Annotated in this window: 21 protein-coding genes and 2 riboswitches; of the genes, 9 read left to right on the top strand and 12 right to left on the bottom strand. The window is 64.8% G+C overall.

Going from position 1 to position 22,427, the window contains the following annotated elements; translation table 11 throughout:
- Positions 1 to 37: 37 nt before the first annotated feature.
- On the bottom strand, positions 38 to 1,165 hold the full coding sequence (locus tag AB7F49_RS08210) for a transglycosylase SLT domain-containing protein (RefSeq protein WP_428521344.1): 1,128 nt from the start codon (positions 1,163 to 1,165) through the stop codon (positions 38 to 40).
- Positions 1,166 to 1,282: 117 nt separating this feature from the next.
- Between AB7F49_RS08210 and AB7F49_RS08215 the strand changes: the two genes are divergently transcribed.
- Both AB7F49_RS08215 and AB7F49_RS08220 read left to right on the top strand, forming a co-directional pair.
- Entirely contained in the window at positions 1,283 to 1,765 is a 483-nt protein-coding gene (locus tag AB7F49_RS08215; protein WP_428521345.1) for a MaoC family dehydratase, read from the top strand.
- A gap of 121 nt (positions 1,766 to 1,886) precedes the next feature.
- Entirely contained in the window at positions 1,887 to 2,756 is an 870-nt protein-coding gene (locus tag AB7F49_RS08220; protein WP_428521346.1) for an HpcH/HpaI aldolase/citrate lyase family protein, read from the top strand.
- 82 nt (positions 2,757 to 2,838) lie between these two features.
- Here the strand turns inward: AB7F49_RS08220 and AB7F49_RS08225 are convergent, their stop codons facing one another.
- From AB7F49_RS08225 to folE, 3 genes are all read right to left on the bottom strand, one after another.
- On the bottom strand, positions 2,839 to 4,113 hold the full coding sequence (locus AB7F49_RS08225; protein WP_428521347.1) for a D-amino acid dehydrogenase: 1,275 nt from the start codon (positions 4,111 to 4,113) through the stop codon (positions 2,839 to 2,841).
- 44 nt (positions 4,114 to 4,157) lie between these two features.
- Positions 4,158 to 4,285, bottom strand: a riboswitch (glycine riboswitch).
- Positions 4,286 to 4,387, bottom strand: a riboswitch (glycine riboswitch).
- Positions 4,388 to 4,444: 57 nt separating this feature from the next.
- Positions 4,445 to 4,876, bottom strand: coding sequence for a phosphoribosyl-AMP cyclohydrolase (hisI, locus tag AB7F49_RS08230; RefSeq protein ID WP_428521348.1), 432 nt, complete (start codon positions 4,874 to 4,876; stop codon positions 4,445 to 4,447).
- Positions 4,877 to 5,056: 180 nt separating this feature from the next.
- Positions 5,057 to 5,725, bottom strand: a complete 669-nt coding sequence (gene folE, locus AB7F49_RS08235) for a GTP cyclohydrolase I FolE (protein WP_428521349.1) — start codon at positions 5,723 to 5,725, stop codon at positions 5,057 to 5,059.
- Positions 5,726 to 5,892: 167 nt separating this feature from the next.
- Here folE and AB7F49_RS08240 point away from each other — a divergent pair, with 167 nt between their 5' ends.
- Entirely contained in the window at positions 5,893 to 6,348 is a 456-nt protein-coding gene (locus AB7F49_RS08240; protein ID WP_428521350.1) for an iron-sulfur cluster assembly scaffold protein, read from the top strand.
- Positions 6,349 to 6,442: 94 nt separating this feature from the next.
- On the opposite strand, the gene AB7F49_RS08245 is transcribed toward AB7F49_RS08240, so the two are convergent.
- Complete coding sequence (locus AB7F49_RS08245; protein WP_428521351.1) at positions 6,443 to 7,717, bottom strand: hypothetical protein; 1,275 nt, start codon at positions 7,715 to 7,717, stop codon at positions 6,443 to 6,445.
- Between the two features lie 229 nt (positions 7,718 to 7,946).
- Here AB7F49_RS08245 and yidD point away from each other — a divergent pair, with 229 nt between their 5' ends.
- Complete coding sequence (yidD, locus tag AB7F49_RS08250; protein ID WP_428521352.1) at positions 7,947 to 8,309, top strand: membrane protein insertion efficiency factor YidD; 363 nt, start codon at positions 7,947 to 7,949, stop codon at positions 8,307 to 8,309.
- Here yidD and AB7F49_RS08255 read toward each other — a convergent pair.
- The 3 genes from AB7F49_RS08255 to AB7F49_RS08265 form a co-directional block, all read right to left on the bottom strand.
- Positions 8,261 to 9,187, bottom strand: coding sequence for a sulfite oxidase heme-binding subunit YedZ (locus tag AB7F49_RS08255; RefSeq protein WP_428521353.1), 927 nt, complete (start codon positions 9,185 to 9,187; stop codon positions 8,261 to 8,263). The genes yidD and AB7F49_RS08255 overlap by 49 nt on opposite strands.
- Before the next feature lie 109 nt (positions 9,188 to 9,296).
- Entirely contained in the window at positions 9,297 to 11,432 is a 2,136-nt protein-coding gene (locus tag AB7F49_RS08260; protein WP_428521354.1) for an ATP-binding protein, read from the bottom strand.
- A 152-nt stretch (positions 11,433 to 11,584) separates the two neighbouring features.
- Positions 11,585 to 12,775: a hypothetical protein gene (locus AB7F49_RS08265; RefSeq protein WP_428521355.1), complete on the bottom strand. Its 1,191-nt coding sequence runs from the start codon at positions 12,773 to 12,775 to the stop codon at positions 11,585 to 11,587.
- Positions 12,776 to 13,147: 372 nt separating this feature from the next.
- Between AB7F49_RS08265 and thrS the strand changes: the two genes are divergently transcribed.
- Positions 13,148 to 15,175: a threonine--tRNA ligase gene (thrS, locus tag AB7F49_RS08270; protein WP_428521356.1), complete on the top strand. Its 2,028-nt coding sequence runs from the start codon at positions 13,148 to 13,150 to the stop codon at positions 15,173 to 15,175.
- Entirely contained in the window at positions 15,175 to 15,981 is an 807-nt protein-coding gene (locus tag AB7F49_RS08275; RefSeq protein ID WP_428521357.1) for an SDR family NAD(P)-dependent oxidoreductase, read from the top strand. Before thrS ends, AB7F49_RS08275 begins: the two co-directional genes overlap by 1 nt.
- A gap of 34 nt (positions 15,982 to 16,015) precedes the next feature.
- Here AB7F49_RS08275 and AB7F49_RS08280 read toward each other — a convergent pair whose 3' ends face one another.
- Positions 16,016 to 17,029, bottom strand: a complete 1,014-nt coding sequence (locus AB7F49_RS08280) for a cytochrome-c peroxidase (RefSeq protein ID WP_428521358.1) — start codon at positions 17,027 to 17,029, stop codon at positions 16,016 to 16,018.
- A gap of 47 nt (positions 17,030 to 17,076) precedes the next feature.
- Positions 17,077 to 18,129, bottom strand: a complete 1,053-nt coding sequence (locus AB7F49_RS08285) for a hypothetical protein (protein WP_428521359.1) — start codon at positions 18,127 to 18,129, stop codon at positions 17,077 to 17,079.
- A 136-nt stretch (positions 18,130 to 18,265) separates the two neighbouring features.
- On the opposite strand from AB7F49_RS08285, the gene AB7F49_RS08290 reads away from it, so the two are divergent.
- From AB7F49_RS08290 to AB7F49_RS08300, 3 genes are all read left to right on the top strand, one after another.
- Positions 18,266 to 18,832: a nitroreductase family protein gene (locus tag AB7F49_RS08290; protein WP_428521360.1), complete on the top strand. Its 567-nt coding sequence runs from the start codon at positions 18,266 to 18,268 to the stop codon at positions 18,830 to 18,832.
- A 2-nt stretch (positions 18,833 to 18,834) separates the two neighbouring features.
- Positions 18,835 to 19,440: a flavin reductase family protein gene (locus AB7F49_RS08295; RefSeq protein ID WP_428521361.1), complete on the top strand. Its 606-nt coding sequence runs from the start codon at positions 18,835 to 18,837 to the stop codon at positions 19,438 to 19,440.
- Between the two features lie 90 nt (positions 19,441 to 19,530).
- Complete coding sequence (locus AB7F49_RS08300; protein WP_428521362.1) at positions 19,531 to 20,526, top strand: patatin-like phospholipase family protein; 996 nt, start codon at positions 19,531 to 19,533, stop codon at positions 20,524 to 20,526.
- A 25-nt stretch (positions 20,527 to 20,551) separates the two neighbouring features.
- Here the strand turns inward: AB7F49_RS08300 and AB7F49_RS08305 are convergent, their stop codons facing one another.
- Positions 20,552 to 20,983: a CBS domain-containing protein gene (locus AB7F49_RS08305; protein ID WP_428521363.1), complete on the bottom strand. Its 432-nt coding sequence runs from the start codon at positions 20,981 to 20,983 to the stop codon at positions 20,552 to 20,554.
- Positions 20,984 to 21,112: 129 nt separating this feature from the next.
- Positions 21,113 to 21,859: a rhomboid family intramembrane serine protease gene (locus AB7F49_RS08310; RefSeq protein ID WP_428521364.1), complete on the bottom strand. Its 747-nt coding sequence runs from the start codon at positions 21,857 to 21,859 to the stop codon at positions 21,113 to 21,115.
- Positions 21,860 to 22,427 lie beyond the last annotated feature (568 nt).

Here is a 22,427-nt window from a genome sequence, read left to right on the forward strand (position 1 = left end):
CTTCAGGAAGATCGGACCGGTGCAGGACGGGTGCGAGCTAGCCCCGCACACCGTGCGTAAAGAGCGAGCGCACATCCGGCTTGATGTCCTGGAAAAGTCCGAGACTGCCTGGACGGTTGTCGGTCCGCGCATCCGCGGTTTGCGTGACCGGAGCGGCCTGCGCGACTGGAGTGGTCGGCGCAACCGGTTGCGTGGCTTGCGCGCGCGACCTGGTTTCCAGATCGCGTGCGATGTGTCGCGCCTGTTCCTGCTGGGTGGTGCGCGACGTGGTCGGCGTCCAGAGTTCGGCGACCGCGGCAGAGACCGGCTGAGGCCGCAGCGCAATACGATAGGGGTTGTGGAACATCCGCTCGCCCGGCACCGGCTGCTGTATGGCTGGCCGCACGGCTGTCGCGGGAGAGACGGCAGACACCCGGCTGACCGCATCGGCCGCCTGATAGGCACGCGCCACGCGCGCTGTCTCCGCGACATAGGCGGTGCTCTGCGCCGCAACGCTGGGCGTGGCATCCGCGGCATTCTGGCCGGCCATGCGCGAGCGCGCCGTGTCGAAGCGACCGGCGAGATTCTGCGTCACCTCGGCAAAGTTTCGGGCGCGCCCGCTCCTGTCGAAGAAGATCGAGCGGTTGGCGCGCGCGGCCGCCGGGAAGGAATTGGCCGCGACCGCACCCGGATTGCTTTCAGATGCCGTGATCAGGCGCGCTGCCCCGGTCGCACCCATGAAGTGCGCCATGTAAAGCTCGCCATCGGTCGGAGCACGTCCGAGCTTGTTGGTCAGGTGCTTGGCGTTGGAATTGGTGAACACGCCGGCCATCAGCGCATTCGCGGTCGGATCCTGCCGCAGCGCCATGATTTCATGCCGCATCGCCGGGTCGTTGACGAGGTAGCGGCCATCGGCCGTGCGTGTGATCGCATCGGCATAGCGCGAATAGCCGAGCAGCGGACCCGCCTCTTTCAGGGTGCCGAGCCAGGTGCGGTCGATGAACTGGAACAGGCCGCCCGCCGAGGAGGTCTTGGCGGCTGCATTCGGGTTGAGATTGGATTCGACCTTGGCAGTCGCCAGCAGATAGCTGAATTTGGCGCCGGTGACTTGCGACGCCTTGCGGATCGCGGCGGTGGCCGAGGTTGCCCCCGTCGCACCCGCCAAGGTCGCGGCTTCAACCGCCATGTTGCGTGCCCTTCCCGGCCGGCCGGGTTGCGCTGCCATGCCGACCGTCGCGACCTTGGCGAATTATGGTAAATGGAAGCTTAATGAATGCGGCCGAGCGCCGCCAGGAGGACCAAGATGAAGGAAGCTGTGCGGCATCCGCGCGGGGGGCTGTATTTCGAGGATTTCGAGGCCGGGCGAACCTACGAACACCGCTATTACCGGACCGTCACGCAGATGGACAACATGCTGTTCTCCAACATGACGCTGAACCCGCAGCCGCTCCATGTCGACCGGCATTTCTGCGCGACCGAGACCGAATGGGGCCAGCCCCTGATGAACTCGCTGTTCACGCTCGGGCTGATGATCGGCATGTCGGTGAGCGACATATCGACCGGCACCACCATCGCCAATCTCGGCATGCAGGAAACCCGCTTCCCGCATCCCGTATTCGAGAACGACACCCTGCATGCGACCACTGAAATCATCGGCAAGCGCGATTCGAAGTCGCGGCCCGATGCCGGGATCGTCGAGTTGCTTCATCGCTGTTTCAACCAGGACGGCAAGCTGGTCGCCGAATGCAGGCGCCAGGTCTTCATCAGGAAGCGGCCGGTCACGTAATCATTGTCGTCATTCCGGGACGCGCGAAGCGCGGACCCGGAATCCAGCGGCGTTCGAGAACTGACGGGATTCCGGGTTCGCCCGCTTCGCGGGCGCCCCGGAATGACGGGAAAGGATGTTGATGCGCTCCCTCCTCTTCGTCCCCGGCGATAGCGAGAAGAAGCTCGACAAGGCGCTTGCCAGCGGCGCCGATGCGCTGATCATCGACCTTGAGGATTCCGTGTCGGCGGACCGCAAAACCGCCGCACGCGAAATCGCCCTCGGTTTCCTGCAAGGCCCGAGGAGCGACGGGTTGCGGCTGCTGGTACGGGTGAACGCGCTCGACACCGGCCTCACCGATGACGATCTCGATGCGGTCTTGCCCGGCCGCCCCGACGCCATCATGCTGCCGAAGGCCGCGGGCGGCGCCTCGGTCACGCATCTGCATGCCAAGCTCTCGGCGCGCGAAACGATCACCGGCCTGCCCGACGGCGGCATCGGCATCGTCGCGCTTGCCACCGAAACCGCGGCGTCGTTGTTCACCACCGGAACCTATCGCGATTGCAGTTCCCGTCTTGCCGCGCTGACCTGGGGTGCCGAAGACCTCTCCGCCGAACTGGGCGCGGAGACCAACCGCGACGCGACTGGCCGCTTTCTCGATCCTTACCGGCTGGCACGTTCGCTATGCCTCGCCGGCGCTGCGGCCGCGGGCGTGCCTGCGATCGACACCGTCTATGTCGATTTCAGGAACGAGACGGGGCTGCGCCGCGAATGCGAGGAAGCGCGACGCGACGGCTTCACCGCCAAGATGGCGATCCATCCGGCGCAGGTCGCCGTCATCAACGAGGTCTTCACCCCGACGCCGGACGCCGTCGCTCATGCGGAAAGGATCGTTGCGGCGTTCGCAGCGCAGCCCGGCGCGGGTGTGGTCGGCATCGGCGGCAAGATGTATGACCGCCCGCATCTGGCCCGGGCCAAGGTGTTGCTTGCCAAGGCTGGCAAGATGCCATGAACTTCCGCTCGTCCCCGCGAAGGTGGGGACCCAGAGCCACGAACACTGGATTCCCGCTTGCGTGGAAATGAACGGATTTGGGTTACGCCACCACCGGCCCCTCGCCCGCTGCGATCATGTTTGCAACGCGAAAGCCCGAGCCAGCACCGAGCGTCCAGCCCAGCGTGCCGTGGCCGGTATTGAGCCAGAGATTGCGGTAGCGCGTGCGGCCGACATAGGGAATGTTCGACGGCGTCGCCGGCCGCAATCCGCTCCAGAAGGTCGCGCGTTCGAAATTGCCGGCACGCGGAAACAGGTTTCGCACATTGCGCAGGATCGCCTGGCAGCGGGTCTCGTCCAGATTGCGGGAATAGCCCGACAATTCCGCGGTGCCTGCGATGCGCAGCCGGTCGCCGAGATTGGAATAGACCAGCTTGAACTCGTCGTCGGTCAGGCTCGTCACCGGGGCGGTGTTCGATCCATGGGTCGGGATCGTCACCGAATAGCCCTTGGCCGGATAGATGTTGAGCCGAACGCCATAGGGCCGCAGCAACGGCGCCGACCAGCATCCGAGCGAGGCCACGATGTCGCGCGCCCGCAGCGTCTCGTATCCGTCCGGGCCGCACACCTCGACCGCGCTGACCTGGCGCGCGCGGCGGTCGGCATGCAGCGCCGTGACCTGATGGTTGTAGCGGAACACGCCGCCCATCCGTTCGCAGACGCGCGCCAGTTCCTGGGTATATTTCAGCGCGTCGCCGCTTTCATCCGCCGCGGTATAGGTCGCACCCGCGATCTCGCCGCGCCTGTCGGCGAGCGCCGGCTCGATCTCGACCACGCGATCGACGTCGACCACCTCGCGATCGCAGCCATGCTTGCGCATCAGGTCGGCGACACGCGCCGCCGCCTCGAATTCCTTTGGGTCGCGATAGAAATGCAGGATGCCCTTGCTGCGCTCGTTATAGTGAAAGCCTTCCCGCGCGCGGATCGCCTGGACCAGCCCGCGGCTTTCGGTTGCGAGCGCCACGATTTCCGTCGTGTGCCGGTCGGCGCGCGACGGCAAACAGTCGACCAGGAATTTCGCGATCCACAGCCATTGATGGATATCGAGTCTCGGCCGGAACAGCAGCGGCGCATCGTTGCGGAACAGCCATTTCAGCACCTTGAACGGCGCCGACGGATTGGCCCAGGGCTCGGCGTGGCTGACCGAGACCTGTCCGCCATTGGCGAAACTGGTCTCGAGCCCGGCCGCGGGCTGGCGGTCGATGATGCAGACCGTCCTGCCGTTGCGCAGGTTCCAATAGGCGGGGTTGTTGCCGACCACGCCGGCTCCCAGCACGATGACATCGAGATCGCGGGCGGAATATTTGGGTTGAGTCATCCTCAAGCCTCCAAAGGTTGCGCGCGTTCGTGCTTCTCACGAACGCGGCCCCCTCTGTCATTGGCCTGAGAGTTTCACCGCCCGGCCTGATTGCCGTGACGACTTACACCGTCGGCGGGAGCCCGTTATCGACGCGATGCGGCGCGTCCGGCTCCACTCTTCAGAGTGTCTAGTTTCAAGAGCGGTTCTTTTGCCTGAGAGATTCCGGGGCGGTTGCTCCTTCGGCGCCAGCCCGCATTGGTAAACGCAAGCCAGTCTCTCCCGCTCGCAGATCAGGTACGCCATTCAGGGCGCGAAGTCGATCCCTTCACGGCCTTATGACTGAGCGAGTTTAGGGCTTGCCGCGATAGGCAGCGGCCGGGTCGAAGGCGCGCTCCGCGTCGCGGAACGCGAGTGTGACCTCACCCGTCTGCCCGAGCGCGACCACGCGATAGAAGCACGACCGCCGCCCGGTATGGCAGGCGCCCGGTCCCGCCTGCTCCACCCGCAGCCATACGGCGTCCTGGTCGCAGTCGACCCGCATCTCGATCACGCGCTGGGTGTGGCCGCTTTCCTCACCCTTTCGCCAGAGCTTCTTTCGCGAGCGGCTGTAGTAATGGGCTTCGCCGGTTTCGATCGTCTTCGCCAGCGCCCGCGCATTCATATGCGCGACCATCAGGACGTCGCCGGACGCCGCATCGGTAACGACCGCGGTGACGAGCCCGTCGGCGTCGAATCTGGGTTGGAGCGCCAGGCCTTCTTCAATCTCTGATGAGGCGGCCATGGCAATTGTCCAAGCTGAGACCTCGTGTCCCGGGCGCGTCGCAGCACGAAGCGCCGCAGGCGCGCAATGATGCGACGCAGAACCGGGACCTACAATACGAACGATAGATGGGCCCCGGATCAGCGGTGCATCATTCGCGCTTCGCGCTCATGCTGCACAGCATCCGGGACACGAGACCTATTACCGCTGCCCGGACCGGATCGAGGTCAGGAACCGCACCTGCTCGTTCGGATCGTCGCGGAAGCTGCCGCGGAACTGCGTGGTCACCGTCAGCGCGCCCGGCTTGGTCACGCCGCGGATGGACATGCACATATGCTCGGCCTCGATCATCACCGCGACGCCCTTCGGCTTCAGGATCTCGTCGATTGCGGTCACGATCTGCGCGGTCATGTGTTCCTGCGTCTGGAGCCGGTGCGCATACACATCGACGAGACGCGCGAGCTTCGACAGACCGACCACCCGGTCGACCGGGCGATAGGCCACATGCGCCTTGCCGAAGAACGGCATCATGTGATGCTCGCAATGCGAGTTGAAGGTGATATCGCGAACCAGCACGAAATCGTCATAGGATTCGCTCTCGGCGAAGGTCTTGTCGAGGACGTCTGCCGGGCATTCGGTATAGCCCCGGAACATTTCCTCATAGGCCTCGACCACCCGTTTCGGCGTCTCCAGAACGCCCTCGCGCGCCGGATTTTCGCCGGCAAAGGCGATCAGCGTGCGGACCGCCTCTTCCGCCTGTTCGCGGGTCGGCCGGTTCTCGAGCGGCTGGGGTGCCGCCCGGACATGCTCCGAAAGCGACTGGGATGGGGCCGAGGGGTGCTTCGGCCAAGGCTTCACGATCGCGTCCATGGTCTCTCCGTTCGACCGGCGCTCTAAGCCAAAGGTGGCGCCGGGGGTGTCACCGGGTCGGCCGCGTCGCCCCCACGGGCTTGGACGCTGCATTCCCAACGCCATATATAGTCAGTTGCCCGACCAAGACAAATACGGTTTCCCGGTCCAACCCATCGGCCCAGCGCATGTTGAACGACGTCTATAACACCCGGATTCTGGAGCTGGCGGGGTCGATTCCGCGGATCGGTCGCATTCCGGACGCGCATGGCAGCGCCACCGCGCATTCAAAACTGTGTGGCTCGACCGTAACCGTCGACCTGAAGATGGACGGCGACACGGTCACCGATTTCGCCCATGACGTGAAGGCCTGCGCGCTGGGACAGGCCTCGTCCTCGATCATGGCCCGCAATGTGGTCGGATCGCGCGCCGATGAGTTGCGCGCGCTGCGCGAAGCGGTCCGCCGGATGCTGAAGGAGAATGGCGCCGCACCTGACGGAAAATGGGCCGACATCGCCGTGCTCGAACCGGTCCGCGACTACAAGGCAAGGCACGCCTCCACCCTCCTGACCTTCGATGCCGTGGTTTCCGCAATCGAGCAGATCGAGAAGAAGCGGGATTCGGCAACGGAGGCTGCCGAATAGGTCGCGGGCCGGCGGCCGCAATGCGGAGCTGCCTATCCGGCATCGGATGGCCGGACATCCGACGTATTGCCCGGGCATGGACCGGGCGCGAGGGCTACTGCCCGCCCGCGGTCCGCAGACCGGCATGCTCCGCGCTCGTCGGCACGGGCTGCGCGCAGGCGGAAAGAAATTGCATCAGGCTGGCGGCCGCGCCGGTATTGCCGACACGGATCACAGCCACATCCTCATTCCCGGAAGCCGACTCGATCACGATCGAGCGCAGCGCGCTCGATGCAAAATTGTGGAGCATCGACGCGGTTACCACGCCGCTTGCCGACGACAGGTGCTGGCCCGGCGCCTGCGCAGCCCCGAGCGTCATGGGAACGGTCCTGTTGGCGAGGCGCAGTTCGACGCTCTTGAGTGGGGGCACGTCCGCAGCGTCCCTGCCGCGCCGTTTTTCGGTATAGAGGACGAGGTATTCGCCGGCCTCCGCTCCGCAGGCGAAGGCCAGGTCTATGGTCCCGAGATCCTCGCCTTCGATTGTCAGCGGGTGTCGCCGCGTCAATGTGGTGACGCCCGCACGCTCCGCCACAGTCCATCCACGCTCGCGTTCGCGCGTCCCCGAAAAGGCGATCCGCTTGACCGGAAGTCGTGACGGGGGTGCGCCCGTCGCCGATTGTGGCGGAGTCGATCGCGCATCCGTGGCTTCGGAATTGTCTAGATTCATCCGCCGCATCTCGTCGCGGGTCAGCGAACGCATCGGCTCCCATGGCGGTATTCGAAGCGACACTTCGAGCAGTTCGACGCTGCCGCCCATCTCGATGGTATATTGGGCGAGCTTGCCGATATCACGCTGCACCAGCACCAGGTCCTCGGCCGTGTAACTGGCGGCCGCGGCGTCGTCCCGCCGATCGCCGAGCCAGATCTGATGCACGCGCACGCGCGCTTGCGCCGGTACCACGCGCTTCGCGCCCGCGAGCAGCACAAAGGCACACATCGACTCGCAATCGGCCTGCGGCACGATATTGGCGGCGCGCGCATCGCCCTTGACGTCAACCGTGCGGCCGACCGTGGTTGTCATATCGAGCCGTCGGATGGCGCGGCCGAGCGCGATGGCACCATGCACCGAGCCGCCTTCCGAATTGAGTACGATGGTGGCGCCGCGAATGTTGTGCCGGGTCGCAAAGGCTTCGAAATCGCGGGCAGTCTCGGCGCGGATCATCCCGGTCGCCGATACGAACACGGTGCGGCATTTGGGAACGCATGACGCGTCCTGCCGCAACACGAATTGCATTGTCGCCGAACGCGACGGATCGCTTTCGGCGATCGGCGCCGCAAAGGACACAAACAGACATCCCAGTGCCACCGCACCAAGCCGGCGCAGCTTCATGCAACTCCCCCGGTACCCGGTTCAACCCGCGCCGGATCTGGCTCCCGGCTTATCGCGCCGGTGCTGCGGGATCACCCGTCACCCTGCGTAATTTTTAATATGCCGGCGGGATTCGCGTCCAGAAGAGAGTGCTGCTGTGCAACCTAAGCTTAACGGACGCAACGCCAGGGAACCGGGGTCGAAAAGTTCCAGATCATGCTTATTTGCAGTGTGATCCGACGTTGTTCCCATGGCTGAACCCGCACCATCGCCCCGCCCGGACTGCGCGAATTTGGCACACTGTGTCCGCAACGCACCACGGCTCGCGGGCCGCGGACTGATTGCGCTCTACCGGTATTCACTGTCGCCGCTGATCGGGTTTCACTGCCGCCATTTGCCGACCTGTTCCGAATATGGCGACGAGGCTCTGCACCGCCACGGATTATGGGCCGGCGGCTGGATGACGCTCGGCCGGATGTGCCGCTGTCATCCCTATGGCACATCCGGGCTGGATTTTGTTCCGGCGAAACCGCCCCGCCAATCGCGCTGGTATCTGCCCTGGCGCTATGCGCGCTGGCGCTCGACCAATGCGACGCCGCCCGCGGACGCCTGATGCGCGCCAGACCGCGCGGGCCGCTCCCGCTGCGGCTGCATGTGCGCGCGAACGAGGTCCAGAAGACAGACCGCGAGCCCCGCAACGAGCACGTACCAGCCCGGCCGGATCGCGAGGTCGAAGTCGAAAACCGTCGACAGCACCGTCATCGGCGAAACCCGATACCAGAGCGCAATGCCGATTGCCTCGCCGAGGAAGGTCGCGAGCGCAACCGCGACCGTGATCACGAACAGGGCAAGCGTGGACATTTCCGCGCCCCTGCGGGCGGCAACCACACGGTACACCATCAGCCAGCCGAACAGCCCGGTGACGGTCGCAGGCAGCGTGAAGTCCGCCTTGGTTTGCTGGAAGAAATGGATCAGCGACAACAGCGCGACGACATAGGTCACCTGATGCAGACGCCGCCAGCGCGCCGCGCCAAGCCGTTTGACCATGGCATCGCTGGACGTGATCGCCAGGGCCAGGAGGCCAAGCCAGGCGACAAAGCCGACCGTGAGATACAGCCGCTTGACGATTTCCAGCGCGACCTTGACGAGGTCGAACCGCTCGTCGGCAATGTAGAGCAGAATGTGCAACGTCGCATAGACAAAGGCGCCGACCCCGATCAGCCGCCGCACATCGATCAACCCCGAAAAGCGCCCGCTGCGCCGCAGCGGCGTGATCGCAAGCGCAATCATGATGAAAAGCAGCGCCCAATAACCGGTGCGATGGACCAGATCGTTGAGCAGCCGCGGCGCCAGCCGGTGCGAGAACCACGCCTCGAGCGCGAATGCAACGGGAACCAGAAGCAGTGCGAGCGCGATGATGCGCAGCGGTGAAACCCGCCCGCGCCGGTCACGCCAGAGCTGATAGCCGTGCGCTGTCACCTGCGTCGTCATGGAAACCGACTATCACATGTGGGGCAATGCAGCGAAGCAACGTATCGATGGCTGACGCGGATGTGACCTGATGCGGGAGACCTCGGTGCCTGTGGGTGCCTTGCGATGCTCAGCCCGACGCAGCGCGAGGCGTCGCCGGCTTGCTGGTCGCCGCCTGCAGGGTCTTTTTCAGTTCGGCGATATCGTAAGGCTTGCGCACCACCGGCAGCCCGCGCGGCAGCGGCTTGTGGCCGGCATTGTAATAGCCGGTGGTGAGGACCACCGGCAGGTCCGGATAATCCTTGCGAATTTGATGCGCCAGTTCCACCCCGTTCATACCGCCCGGCATCACGACATCGGAAAACACAAGATCGAAGACCTCGCCGGTGCGCAGCACCTCAAGCGCGGTCTGCGCGGTCGCGACGCGCGTTACCTGGTAACCGAGTTCGTTGAGCAGCGCGGTGGCAATGTCGGCGACTTCGGTATTGTCCTCGACAACCAGGACCGAGCCGGTCGCAACCGGTTCGGTTTCGTCGACCCGCACCGGCGCCGATCGTTGCGGCTGTTCCCGCGACCGCGGCAGATAGAGATTGAACACGGTGCCGTGCCCGATCCGGCTAGACACCGTCACCGTCCCGCCGCTCTGCTTGGCGAAACCATAGACCTGGCTCAGACCGAGACCGGTGCCCTTGCCGACCTCTTTGGTCGTGAAGAAGGGCTCGAAAATCTTGCCCATGGTCTCGCGCGGAATGCCGCAGCCGGTATCGGAGATCGAGAGCAAAACGAAATCGCCTTCCAGCCTGTCATGCGCCGCGTCGCCTCGCAGCCGGACGGGGCGAACCGCAATTTCGATCACCCCGCCGTCCGGCATCGCGTCGCGGGCATTGACCGCGAGATTGAGCACGGCGAGTTCGAGTTCGCTCTGGTCGACCCGAACCGGTGCAATCGTGTCGGGCACATCGATCCGGATCTGTATGTCACCGCGCAGCGACGGCGCGAGCAGCGAGCGGAAGTCGCGCACGCGCCTTGCGAGATCGATCACCTGCGGTGTCAGATTTTGCTTGCGCGAGAATGCTAGGAGCTGGCGGATCAGGTTTTCGCCGCGCTGGGACGCGGTCTCGATCATGTCGAGCTTGCGAACGAGTTTCGGCTCGCTCACTTCGCGCCGCAGCCGGTGCAGATTGCCTTTCACGATCATCAGGATGTTGTTGAAGTCGTGCGCGACGCCGCCGGTCAATTGTCCGATCGCTTCCATGCGCTGGGCCTGCCGCAATGCGCCCTCGGCGACCGCACGGCGCGCCTCCTCCTGGTAAAGGCGGCGCGTGCGTTCGAGCGCGATCCAGATCGCGCCGAGCAGCAGCGCGGTGACGGGCAGCCCAAAGGCGAGATAGCCGGCCATGGTGGAAAGCCACTCGGCCCGGATGGCTGCGGTCTCGGTCCCGGCCATGACGTAGACCGGCAGATCGGGCAATTTCTTCCACGCGATGCGTCGTTCGATCCCGTCCGCGGCCGAGACCCGCGTTGCAAAGCCGCCGTCCGGACTTTTTCGCATGGCATCGGTCACAAGGGACGCCATGGGTCTTGCGGCGTTGGGGCCGAAAGCCGGATGCCGCGCCAGCACCGCGCCATCTTCGCGCACCAGCGACGCGTAGCCGCCGGGATAGGCGGATTGCAGCTTGGCAAAGAATTGCTCGAAATAGGTCGGCAGAATCGAGAGCTGGATCACGCCGCGAAACGAGCCGTCGGGGCTGGGGCGGCTCTTGCTGACGCTGAAAAAGTCGCCGTCCGGATACGGGTCGCGGGGTTGCAGAACCTGGCCAACGAAAACCCGGCCATCGCTGCCGACATGGGCCTGAAAATAGTCGCGGTCGGAAAAGTTCAGGCCTTTCGGCTGCGGATAGGCCAGAGAATTGACGAGCGCACGGCCGTCCGGGCCAAAGATCCAAAGCGACTTGAACTGCGGAAGCGACTTCACGAGCTGGCTCAGCCGCAAGTGAAGCCTCGCCTCATCGGCCGCGATCTCGTCGTCCGACATCCCGCGGACCACTTCGTTGGTCTCCGCGATGCTCCGCTCGATGGTCTCGAACACCTTGAGCGCATGTTCCTGGAGGATATTGGCAGTGCGTTCGATCCGCTCGTCGGCCACCGCGTGGATGTGCCGGTAGTTCGTAACAGCCAGAAAGGAGAACAGGATCACCGGCAGGATGAAAGCCGCGAGCATTGCGAGCCGTAGCGACCGGATGGCAGTAGATTGCGCAGTGTCCATCGAGTTCCGGACGGCGGTTGAAATGCGTCGGGCCGCCCGGGCGAGAAGGTCTCGGCCCGACCGGCAGATGCCGTGTCGCCGGGCGCAAACGCCGCAGAAGCCGGCAGGTTCCGGTCACCCCCGAAAATTTTTCCCGCCCGCCCCCGCGGGCCTCAGATGCGGCCGCCGCAGCGGCTCGATACGCCACCGAGCGCCTCCGACAGGCCCTTGGTGGAAAGCCGGGTCTCCCGCATCCAGGAATCCTGCTCTTCGCGCAGCACAATGGCGTCCGAAGCAGCGGCCCGCGCCAGCGCGTCGGCTGCCACCGGCTGGACCCGCAGCTCGGTCGCCGCATCCGGCCGCCGCCCCTCATTGAACACCAGCAGGAACGCATCGCCCGAGGTCATCCGCATGGCGAGCCGCGTACCCTTTTCGACGGTCGGCAATTCCCTTCGCAGCGTCACAAAAGGCCGCTGGCCTGCCGCGCAATCGATGCCGATGATCGTGGTGCGGTATTCTTGGCGGTTCGTCTGCGAGGGCTGCGTCACCGATTTGACGATCGTGAAAGTCCCCTCCGAAACCGGAATCCGCAGCCATTGCGTCTCGAAATACGACCCCGGGACCAGGCCGTAGCGGGACAATTCATCACGCGACAGCCAGTGGACGCGATTGTGCGGCGTCTTCATCGCAAGATCGATCAGGGCGGGGTCGACGCCGGCAAGCGCCACATACTGCTTCAGGAGGTCGTAGGAGCGGCGTTCCGCCTCGCGCGTCTCCGCCGCGCTTGGGCGGCTGCGGGACGCCTTCGCGAGCCGAACCGGAACCAGCCGGCTCGCATGCACGCCGAATTTCGCCCCCGGACCGATCAGACGGACCGATGCGCCGACCAGCGCATAGCCGCATCCGGATGCGCAAATGCCGGTTTCGACCCGCAGTCTCGCCTTCAGGATGCGCCCGGAGCCCATCAGCTTTCGGCAGGCGGCGTCCGCCCGCGCGCGGGAGCGGCAGCCCTCCGGAATGGTCTGCCCGACACCCGCGGTCATGCGCCGCTCGCGCAGCACATTGCCGGTCGCAATCGAGGGCTGCAATTCGCCGCCGGGCGAATGAAAGAAGATCGGCAGGTGGCGCCGCGCCGGATGGCTCAGAAATTCGCTCAGCCGTTCGTGCACATCCGGGTCGAAAGTGCCTTCCGCGGCGACCCAGGTGTCGCAGCCGGGACCACAGGCGTCCGCGGCACCCTTGGCTACGAAGAAGATCATCGGCTCATGCTTGAAGCTGCCGCGCGACCTTGGCGCCGGCTCGGCACACGCGGCGCCGGTCAGCACGACAAGGGCAAGGAGCGCGAGGGCGTGACGGATGATCATCGGACTTGCTGGAACGACCGCGTGATTCAAATCATCCCGACAAGTGGTGGCGGAACCGGGGCGGCGCATCCCTCGGTCCCCTTATTTTCCGGTCACGAAGCCGTCGCCCGCAATTTTGTTACAAAGAAGAAATCCTTCGCCTTTTCTGCCGCTGCGGCGTCCCCGCGCCGCCCAAATAACGGGGCGGCGGAGCTTGCTGTATTCCCTCCCCGCACCCCGTCTCCACGCTCCGCCTTTTGGGGGGAGAAGGGATCGCTCCGCGGGACACAGAGAAGAAAAGCCAGATTGCCCTCCCCGCTTGCCTTGCTATATGCAGCCTATCCCATCGGCTTACCCGCGCTCGTTCGCGGGAGTGAGCAACAGGAGACGACAATGGCCGAAACCGGCATCGCGGGCGCCTCGCCCGCAGCGATCCCCGCATCGCCCCTGATCGCGCTGACCTTTCCCGACGGCGCCAGCCGCGAATTTCCCGCCGGCATCACCGGGCTCGATATCGCCAAAGGCATCTCGCCCTCGCTGGCCAAGCGCACCGTCGCGATGGCGCTGGACGGCGTGGTCGCCGATCTCGCCGATCCGATCACCAGGGACGCAAAGATCGAATTGCTCAATCGCGAGGACCCTCGCGCGCTGGAACTGATCCGGCACGATTGCGCGCATGTGCTCGCCGAGGCGGTTCAGGCGCTGTGGCCCGGCACCCAGGTCACCATCGGCCCGGTGATCGAGAACGGCTTCTATTACGATTTTGCCCGCAACCAGCCGTTCACGCCGGAAGACCTCAGCGCGGTCGAGAAGAAGATGCGCGAGATCATCGCGCGCGACAAACCCTTCACCAAGGAAGTCTGGTCGCGCGACGAGGCGAAGCGCGTGTTCCGCGACAAGGGCGAGAACTTCAAGGTCGAACTGATCGACGCCATCCCGGAAGACCAGGAGCTCAAGATTTACAGGCAGGGCGAGTGGTTCGATCTCTGCCGCGGCCCGCACATGACGTCCACCGGCAAGGTCGGCAATGCCTTCAAGCTGATGAAGGTGGCGGGCGCGTACTGGCGTGGCGATTCGAACCGCGAGATGCTGTCGCGCATCTACGGCACCGCCTTCGCGAAGCAGGACGAACTCGACGAATATCTGAAGAACATGGAGGAAGCCGAGAAGCGCGATCATCGCAAGCTCGGCCGCGAAATGGACCTGTTCCATTTCCAGGAGGAAGGCCCGGGCACCGTGTTCTGGCATCCGAACGGCTGGACCATGTTCCAGGAAATCGTCGCCTATATGCGCCGTCGCCTGAAGGGCGAGTACCAGGAGGTGAACGCCCCTCAGCTTCTCGACAAGTCGCTGTGGGAGACCTCAGGCCATTGGGGCTGGTTCCGCGAGAACATGTTTCAGGCAACCTCGGCCGGCGACGACACCGAGGACGAGCGCGTCTACGCGATCAAGCCGATGAACTGTCCCGGCCATATCCAGATCTTCAAGCACGGGTTGCGCTCGTATCGCGAATTGCCGCTTCGAATGGCCGAGTTCGGCACGGTGCATCGCTACGAGCCGTCGGGCGCGCTGCATGGCCTGCTGCGGGTGCGCGCGTTCACGCAGGACGACGCGCATGTGTTCTGCACCCAGGAGCAGATGGCCGAGGAATGCCTCAAGATCAACGACCTGATCCTGTCGACCTACGCCGATTTCGGCTTCGAGCAGATTGTGGTGAAGCTTTCCACCCGGCCTGAAAAGCGGGTCGGCACCGACGAAATGTGGGACGACGCCGAAGCGATCATGACGAAGGTGCTGAAGCAGATCGAGGACCAGTCCGGCGGCCGCATCAAGACCGGCATCAATCCGGGCGAAGGCGCGTTCTACGGGCCGAAATTCGAATATGTCCTGAGGGATGCAATTGGCCGCGACTGGCAATGCGGCACCACGCAGGTGGACTTCAACCTGCCGCAGCGGTTCGAGGCGTTCTACATCGCGCCCGACGGATCGAAACAGACACCGGTGATGATCCACCGCGCCATCTGCGGTTCGATGGAGCGCTTTCTCGGCGTGGTGCTCGAGCATTATGCGGGCCACCTGCCGCTGTGGCTGGCGCCGAAACAGGCGGTGATCTGCACCATCGTGTCGGACGCCGACGCGTATGCCCATGAAGCGATGAAGGCGGCGACCGCGCAGGGCCTGCGGGTCTCGAGCGATCTGCGCAACGAGAAGATCAATTACAAGGTGCGCGAGCATTCGCTAGCCAAGGTTCCCGTCCTGCTCGTGGTCGGCAAGAAGGAAGCCGCGGAACGCACCGTATCGATCCGGCGCCTCGGCAAGGAAGGCCAGCAGGTGGTGCCGCTCGATCAGGCGCTCGCCATGCTCGCCGATGAGGCGCTGCCGCCGGATCTCCGGCGCGCCAAACCGGCCCGGGCGGCCTGATGTCGGCGGACCTGTTCAGGCTCGACGGGAAAGTGGCGCTGGTGACCGGCGCGGGGTCCGGTCTTGGCCGCGAGATGGCGCTCGGGCTCGCGGCGGCGGGAGCCGACGTGATCTGCGCCGATCGCGACAAGGGCTGGGTCACCGAAACGATATCGATCATCCATTCGACCGGTGGCAAGGCTTCGCGCATCGTGTTCGACGTCGCGAACGAGGACGAGGTCGCCTTGCTCGGCCGCGCGGTGTCGAGTTCGCACGGCAAGCTCGACGTCCTGATCAACAATGCAGGCGTCGCGCCGTTTCCCAGACGCCTGCACGAAGTGGAGACCGCCGACTGGAAGCGCGTGATCGACGTGAACCTGCTCGGCACTTTCCTGGTGACGCGTGCGGCCATCCCGCTGATGCTGGAAGCCGGGGCGGGCTCGATCGTCAACGTCGCGTCGCTGATCGGAATCGTCGGATTCTATCCGGGCTTTGCGGTGTCCGGCGTCGCCTATGCGGCGACCAAGGCCGGGCTCGCCGGCATGACCCGGCAGATCGCGGCGGAATATGGCAGGGATAATATTCGTGCCAACGCCATCGCCCCAGGCTGGCAGGGCGCCGGTACGCGTCTTGCAGATCACTTCAAGGCGGAGTGGAGCGCCGAGGACAGCGAGCGCTTCGAGCAATCGATCGTCGCCGGCACCCCGATGGGACGTCGCGGCGCGCCAAAGGAGTTGCAGGGTCTTGTGATCTATCTCGCAAGCGATGCCTCGCGCTATGTCACCGGTCAGCTCATCGCCCATGATGGCGGCTGGACCGCCGTGTGATCCATAACGCGGCGGCGCGACCGCGGCGTGAGTATTATTTTGCCTCGCCCTCCCCGGTCAGCGTCTGCATGAACGCGACCAGGTCGTTGCGCTCGTCCTCGGTGAGGTCGAAAGGATTGATCATCGGCGACCGGCTCGGCCGGTCGATGCCGCCCTTCACATAAAGGTCGACCACATCGCGCAGCGTTGCGGCACTGCCGTTATGCAGATAGGGCGCACGCAGCGCGACCGAGCGCAACGTCGGCGTCTTGAACGCGAATTGCATCTTCGTATTGCCCTTCAACTCGCGCCCGCGTCCCGGATCGGTCGTGGTCGTGCCGACGTCGTGAAAGGCATCGTCGGTGAAGCGCCAGCCGATATGACAGCCCGAGCAAGCGGCCTCGGTGTGGAACAGGACGAAGCCGCGCTTCGCCGCTTCCGGAATCGCGGTCTCGTCACCAGCGACCCAGCGGTCGAACGGCGCCTGCCCCGGCTCGATACTCCGCTCGAACGCCGCCAGAGCGATCACGAGAGTGTCGAGATTGATCGGCGCGCCGGGCATTGCCTGACGGAATTTCGCGACATAGCGCTCGTTCGCCCGCAACCGGGCAACGATATCGTCCACCTTCACCTCGTTCGGAGTCGCGAACATCGACATCGAGCCAGTGCCGATCGACGACACCGCCTGGGCTTCGAGCGTGGCGTGACGGCCATCCCAGTCGAATGGCGGGCGGGCATGGCCAATCCCGAGCAGGGTCTGTGTCTTGCGCTGCGTCGGTCGCCCAGAATCCCCCGGGCTGCGCGGCTCGTTCGAACTCCAGCCGCGTTCAGGTCGATGGCAGGTCGCGCAGGCGGTCTTGCCCGATGCCGAGATGACAGGGTCGAAGAATAGATCGCGCCCCAATTCGACCAGCGCCGCATTCTCGACCGGCCGCGCCGGTGGACGCCGATACTCGGCCTTCATCTTGTCGATGTCGGGATGCCCACCGTCCGCAGCGACCGCCGGCGCGACGTCGCCGGCAAGCGCCAGCAGCACGATCACGGCAGCACGGACGACCGGACGATCCAATATCGCCTCCGAAACCGGGCGCGGTCGGGGCGTCGCGCCTGTCGCGTTCAGCGCGCGACCACCTCGATCTCGCGATCAACCCCCGGAACGACCGCGAATTCGTGCTGAAACGAGCGTCCGTCGTTGCGCGCGATCACCCGATACTCGCCTTCCGCGAGCACCACGCGTGGAAAGGCGCCGATCGACTCCTTGATCACGTCGCCACCCGGCGTCAACACGGACCACTGGGTGTTGGCGAGCGCCTCGCCTCCATCGCTCGCCACCAGCTTCAGTGTGATCACGGCGGCACGATGATTGACGGTAACATCGGTCACGCGCGCGGTCTGGACCCGGATGTCGGAGCGCACCACCGCATTGCCATCGCCGTAGTGCGAAATAATGTGATAGGTACCTTCCGGTACCAGCATCACTTCGCCCGTGGCCGCATTCTGGATCAGCGGACGCTTGTCGCCAGGCTCGAACTGGCTGCCCTTGAACACGTCGAAATGGATCTGCCCGGTCGGAATGCGCGCGTCCCCGACCTTGCCTTCGATGCGAATGCCGCCGGCAGGGATGTCAAAAACTTCGCGCACCGTCTCCGCGCGCAACTGCACTTTCTTGAGCGTCTGCGCGTGACCCATGCTGGCATGCACGATGTAGCCACCGGGTGGCAGCAGCATGGTGGGAGCGGCAGTCTTGTCCTCGCGGATCGGACGAAGGGCGCCGGAGGGGTCCGGCCGATCCGGAAAAACGCGCCAGACGACCCCGCCCGGGACCGGCGGCATGTCGCGGCCAAATCTTGCGCTGAGATAGAGCGCGACCTGCCCAGCCGGGACCGCCGGTGCGAGCGCGGGCGCAGGCAACGGCAAGACCGGTGGCAAGACCGGCGGCCGCTCGACATGCGGCGGCGTCTCAGGCAATGGCGCGACGGGCAGCGGAATCGGTGCAGGAGGGCGCAGCACGTCGCCCGCCCCTGGAGCCGCCAGATTGGCGGCGGGTGGTGGCGCGAGGCTCTGCGGTTCCCCTATCGGCCCGGTAATGGTCGCGGGACCCGTATTGGTGAAGGATTGCGCATAGGACGGCATCGCATGCCATACAAGCATCGCGGCGGCCAAAGCCATCCGCGCTCCTCCCGGTCCAGCGGCAGATCCCAACGCCCTCATGAGCGACTTTTCGGCGGAAATCGCGGCGAATTCAAGCCTGCGGCAACACCGCGGCGCATTTGTGCGGACAACCGGGCTGTGCTAGCCGCAAATCATGCCTGATGCACTTTCCCTGCTGACCACGCGCCGCTCCGTCAAGCCGATTGAGCTGGCGGGCCCCGCACCTTCGGCATCTGAAGTCGAGACGATTCTGAAGGTAGCCTCCCGCGTCCCCGATCACGGCAAGCTAACGCCGTGGCGCTTCATCTTGTTTGAAGGCGATGCCCGCACGGCCATCGGCGAGACCATCGCTGGCGCCTTCCGGTCCGACCGCCCCGATGCGACCGCCGACCAGATCGAATTCGAGCGCAATCGGCTCGCTCGCGCGCCGCTGGTAATCGCCGTGGTAAGCCGGGTCGCTGCGAACCCGAAAATCCCCGAATGGGAACAGGTGCTTTCCGCGGGCGCCGCTACCATGAACCTCGTCACGGCCGCGCATGCTCTGGGCTACGCCGCCAACTGGATCACCGAATGGTATGCCTATGACCGCCGCATCTGCCGCGCGATGGGCCTTGCCGACAACGAGCGCATTGCAGGCTTTGTCCATATCGGCAGAGCCTCGCGACCCCCGGAAGACCGGCCGCGCCCGCCGTTGTCCGAAATCGTGACGCGCTACGGCTGACGATGTTCTACGACGCCCGCACGAACGATCACGGTCTGCCGCATGATCCGTTCAAGGCGATCGTGGCACCGCGCCCGATCGGCTGGATCACCTCGATAAGTGCGGCGGGCGAGGTCAATCTCGCTCCCTATTCGTTTTTTAACGGCGTCTCGAGCCGGCCTGCGATCGTGATGTTCTCCAGCGAAGGGCGCAAGGATTCGCTGACCTTCATTCGGGAGACCGGCGAGTTTGTCTGCAATCTCGCGACCTGGGACTTGCGGGACGCCATGAACCGGACTTCTGCACCCATGCCGCGCGGCGTGAACGAAATGGCAGAAGCGGGTCTTGAACCCGCTCCCTCCCGCCTGGTCCGGCCCCCGCGCGTTGCCACCTCACCATGCGCGCTGGAATGCGCGCTGCTGCAGATCGTACCGCTCGCCGATACCGAGGGCCGACTGCTCGACACCCATGTCGTGTTCGGCCAGGTGATCGGCGTGCATATCGACGATCGCTTCATCCGCGACGGCCTCCTCGATACCGCCGCCATGAAGCCGATCGCTCGAAACGGCTATCACAATTATGCGGTGGTCGAGAGTGAGTTTCGGATGGTCCGCCCGTCGCGCGCCTGACCGGCGTTTTCACCATGCGCCGCGATTTTCGGGCGCAGGTTCTTGTCTCGCCGGGCCGCTGGTCGGATCATCGCCAGGAGGAGCAGAACCGTGCTGCAAGCTCTAATCCGGCGCGCCGTGAACGGTGACCGCGCGGCAGAGGCGACCACCGAGAAGACCGCCTTGCCCAAGCCGAGCGTCGGGCTCGCTTTGGGCGGGGGCATTGCGCGCGGTTTCGCCCATATCGGAATTCTGCAAGTCCTGGCAAGGCACGGCATCGAGCCCGATGTCGTGGTCGGCACTTCAATCGGCGCCGTGGTGGGGGCCTGCTACGCTGCGGGAAAATTGCAGGTCTTCGATGAATGGGCGCGAACGCTGACGACGCGCGGCGTGCTCGGCTACCTCGACGTCAGCCTCGGGGGCTCAGGACTGATAGGCGGCGACCGTCTCGCCGGTCGCCTTGAGGACACCCTCGGCGACACGATGATCGAAGACCTGCCGAAGCGCTATGCCTGTATCGCGACCGAACTTGGCACCGGTCATGAAATCTGGCTCACGCGCGGGCGGATCGTGGATGCGGCGCGTGCGTCCTACGCGCTTCCCGGGATTTTCACGCCGGTACGGCTGGGCGGCCGGTGGCTGGTCGACGGCGCCCTCGTCAATCCGGTGCCGGTCTCCGCGGCCCGCGCGCTCGGCGCCCGCCTGGTGATCGCGGTCAACCTCAACTCGGACATGCTCGGGCGCGGCGGCACGATCTCCAGTCACGGCCCGGACGCGGAGGATGTCCGGGTGCTGAACGAGATGCGCTCTCGGCCGGAAGGGCTGCGGCGCATCCTGAGCCCCGAATTCCTGCTCAAGCGCCAGCTGGTTGGAGGCCGCCGCAGTCCGAACATCGCCAACATCATGATCGACTCGTTCAACATCATGCAGGATCGGGTTACGCGCTCAAGACTTGCAGGCGATCCGCCTGACGTATTGATCGGGCCACGCTGCGGCAAAATCGGATTGTTCGATTTCCACCGCGCCCGCGAAGCAATCGAAATCGGCGCGCAAGCCGCCGAACGATCGGTTCCCGATATCACCGACGCAATCGCCGCTCTCACCTAGCGCCGCCGGCCGCGAGACCGGCGTGTCACGCGGTCTGAATGTAGTCACGCATGGCGTGGTGCTCGAACTCCAACTCGGTGAGGCGGTATTTTACCACGTCGCCGATCGATATGATTCCGACGAGCTGATCATTCTCGGTCACCGGAAGATGCCGGAACTTTCCGGCCGTCATCCGCTCCATGAGAACCGACACGCTATCGCTGGGATCGCAAGTCACCACCTTGCGGGTCATCACTTCACTCAGCGGAATTCGCAGCGCATTGCCGCCATGCTGTGCAAATGCGCGTACGATATCGCGCTCGGAAATAATTCCGGTGATCCGGCCGCCGGCGCCGGTCACGACCAGCGCACCGATCTTTCGGTCCGCGAGGATTGTAGTTGCGTCAGCCAGCGTTGCGGTGGGTGCGATGGTTGCAACGTCGCTGCCTTTGGCGGAGAGGATCGATTTGACGATCATGGTTCGCCTCCCTTGGAAGCGCGAGTCCGCCGCGACGGGCAGATCCCGCGCAATGCATCTCAAACCACACGATCAGCAAGTGTTCCATGCCGCAATTGAATTGGCCAGCGGCAACCATGCTGCGATGCATCAAGCAGCGTGCGGGTCGTCCGGTTCCGACACTGTCCCGACGGGGTCGAACCAGCTGAACAGCACAAGCCCCGCCAGGAAGCCCCCGACATGAGCCTGCCATGCGACAGGTTGCTCATTGCCGGTGATTGAAACCGAGCCCAGGCCGAACAGGAGATTCAGTCCAAACCATACCATCAGGAAGGCGAGGACACGCGGATCGCGAAGCGACTCAGTCAGCGACAGCGCCGGCACGCGGTACGATTCTTCCGAACCTCGAAAGCTCAAGGGTCCGCCGCGCTGAAACGCAAAGCGCATCGCACCCGACATCGTGCCGGAGATCGCACCCGACGCACCCACCATCGGAACCAACTGCCCGAAATGCGTCACCAGATGCGCGAGCGCACCGGCGGCGGCCGCGACTGCGCAGAATGCAAGAAATCGCAACGCGCCGAACCGGCGCGCAAGCGGCGTGCCAAAAGCGAGCAGCCACACCGCATTGAACAGCAGATGCATCCAGTCGGCATGGATCAGCGCATACGTGACGAAGGTCCAGACGTCGGCGCCGACTCCCCCCGGCCAGGCCGCATTGGCGAGAATGTTGGTGTCGTAGCGGGCCGGAATGAAGGCGAACAGCAACAGCAATTCGATGTCGGCCGCCTGCGACAGCAAGGATCGCAGGACATGGACGATGACGAGCACCGCCAGTGTCGCAACAAGCACGCCGGGTACGTTGAAAATCGGTTCGCGGGGGGTGGAAGGATGCATCAGTGGGCTAGTGGTCCGATTCTAACATTCGCATCGCTTCTCGGCAGGCTCTTTTGCGAACGTTAGAACCAAAGGACCACTAGCAAGTATTGGATTCTGGTGGAGCTTTGGATTTGACATTCGCTTCGCGAGCCCGCGGCCGGGTGGGAAGCGAATGTCAAATCCGCTCCACTAGGTCCGGCGCCCTCAGTCGCCCGGCGGCTCCGCAACTTCAAGTCAATTCGGACAGGGCAAGAAAAAACCGACGCGCTGTCGCAAAAATGGCGATGGGGAGAGCCACGGCCCTCCCCATCGGCTGTCCCGGACGCCTCGGAGCTTTCGCACCGGTCACGTCCCCTCGTCTGAGCATTGCAGGCGGTTCGGCCTGCCGTCTGGTTCGATGGCGACCCTATCAGCCCTGCTGTATCGGCCAAGCGTAAGCTGCTGTTAAGGGTAACGTGGCGGCTGCGCAGCCGGCACACGACCTGCACCGTGTGAGCCGACACCAGCCCCCCGCCCACAAACTGCCCCGAATCGGAACAAAATTCGGGGACGCGCGGCACCCACGGCACAGGACCGGCTGAAGCAG

Source organism: Pseudorhodoplanes sp. (assembly GCF_050250235.1).
GTDB lineage: Bacteria > Pseudomonadota > Alphaproteobacteria > Rhizobiales > Xanthobacteraceae > Pseudorhodoplanes.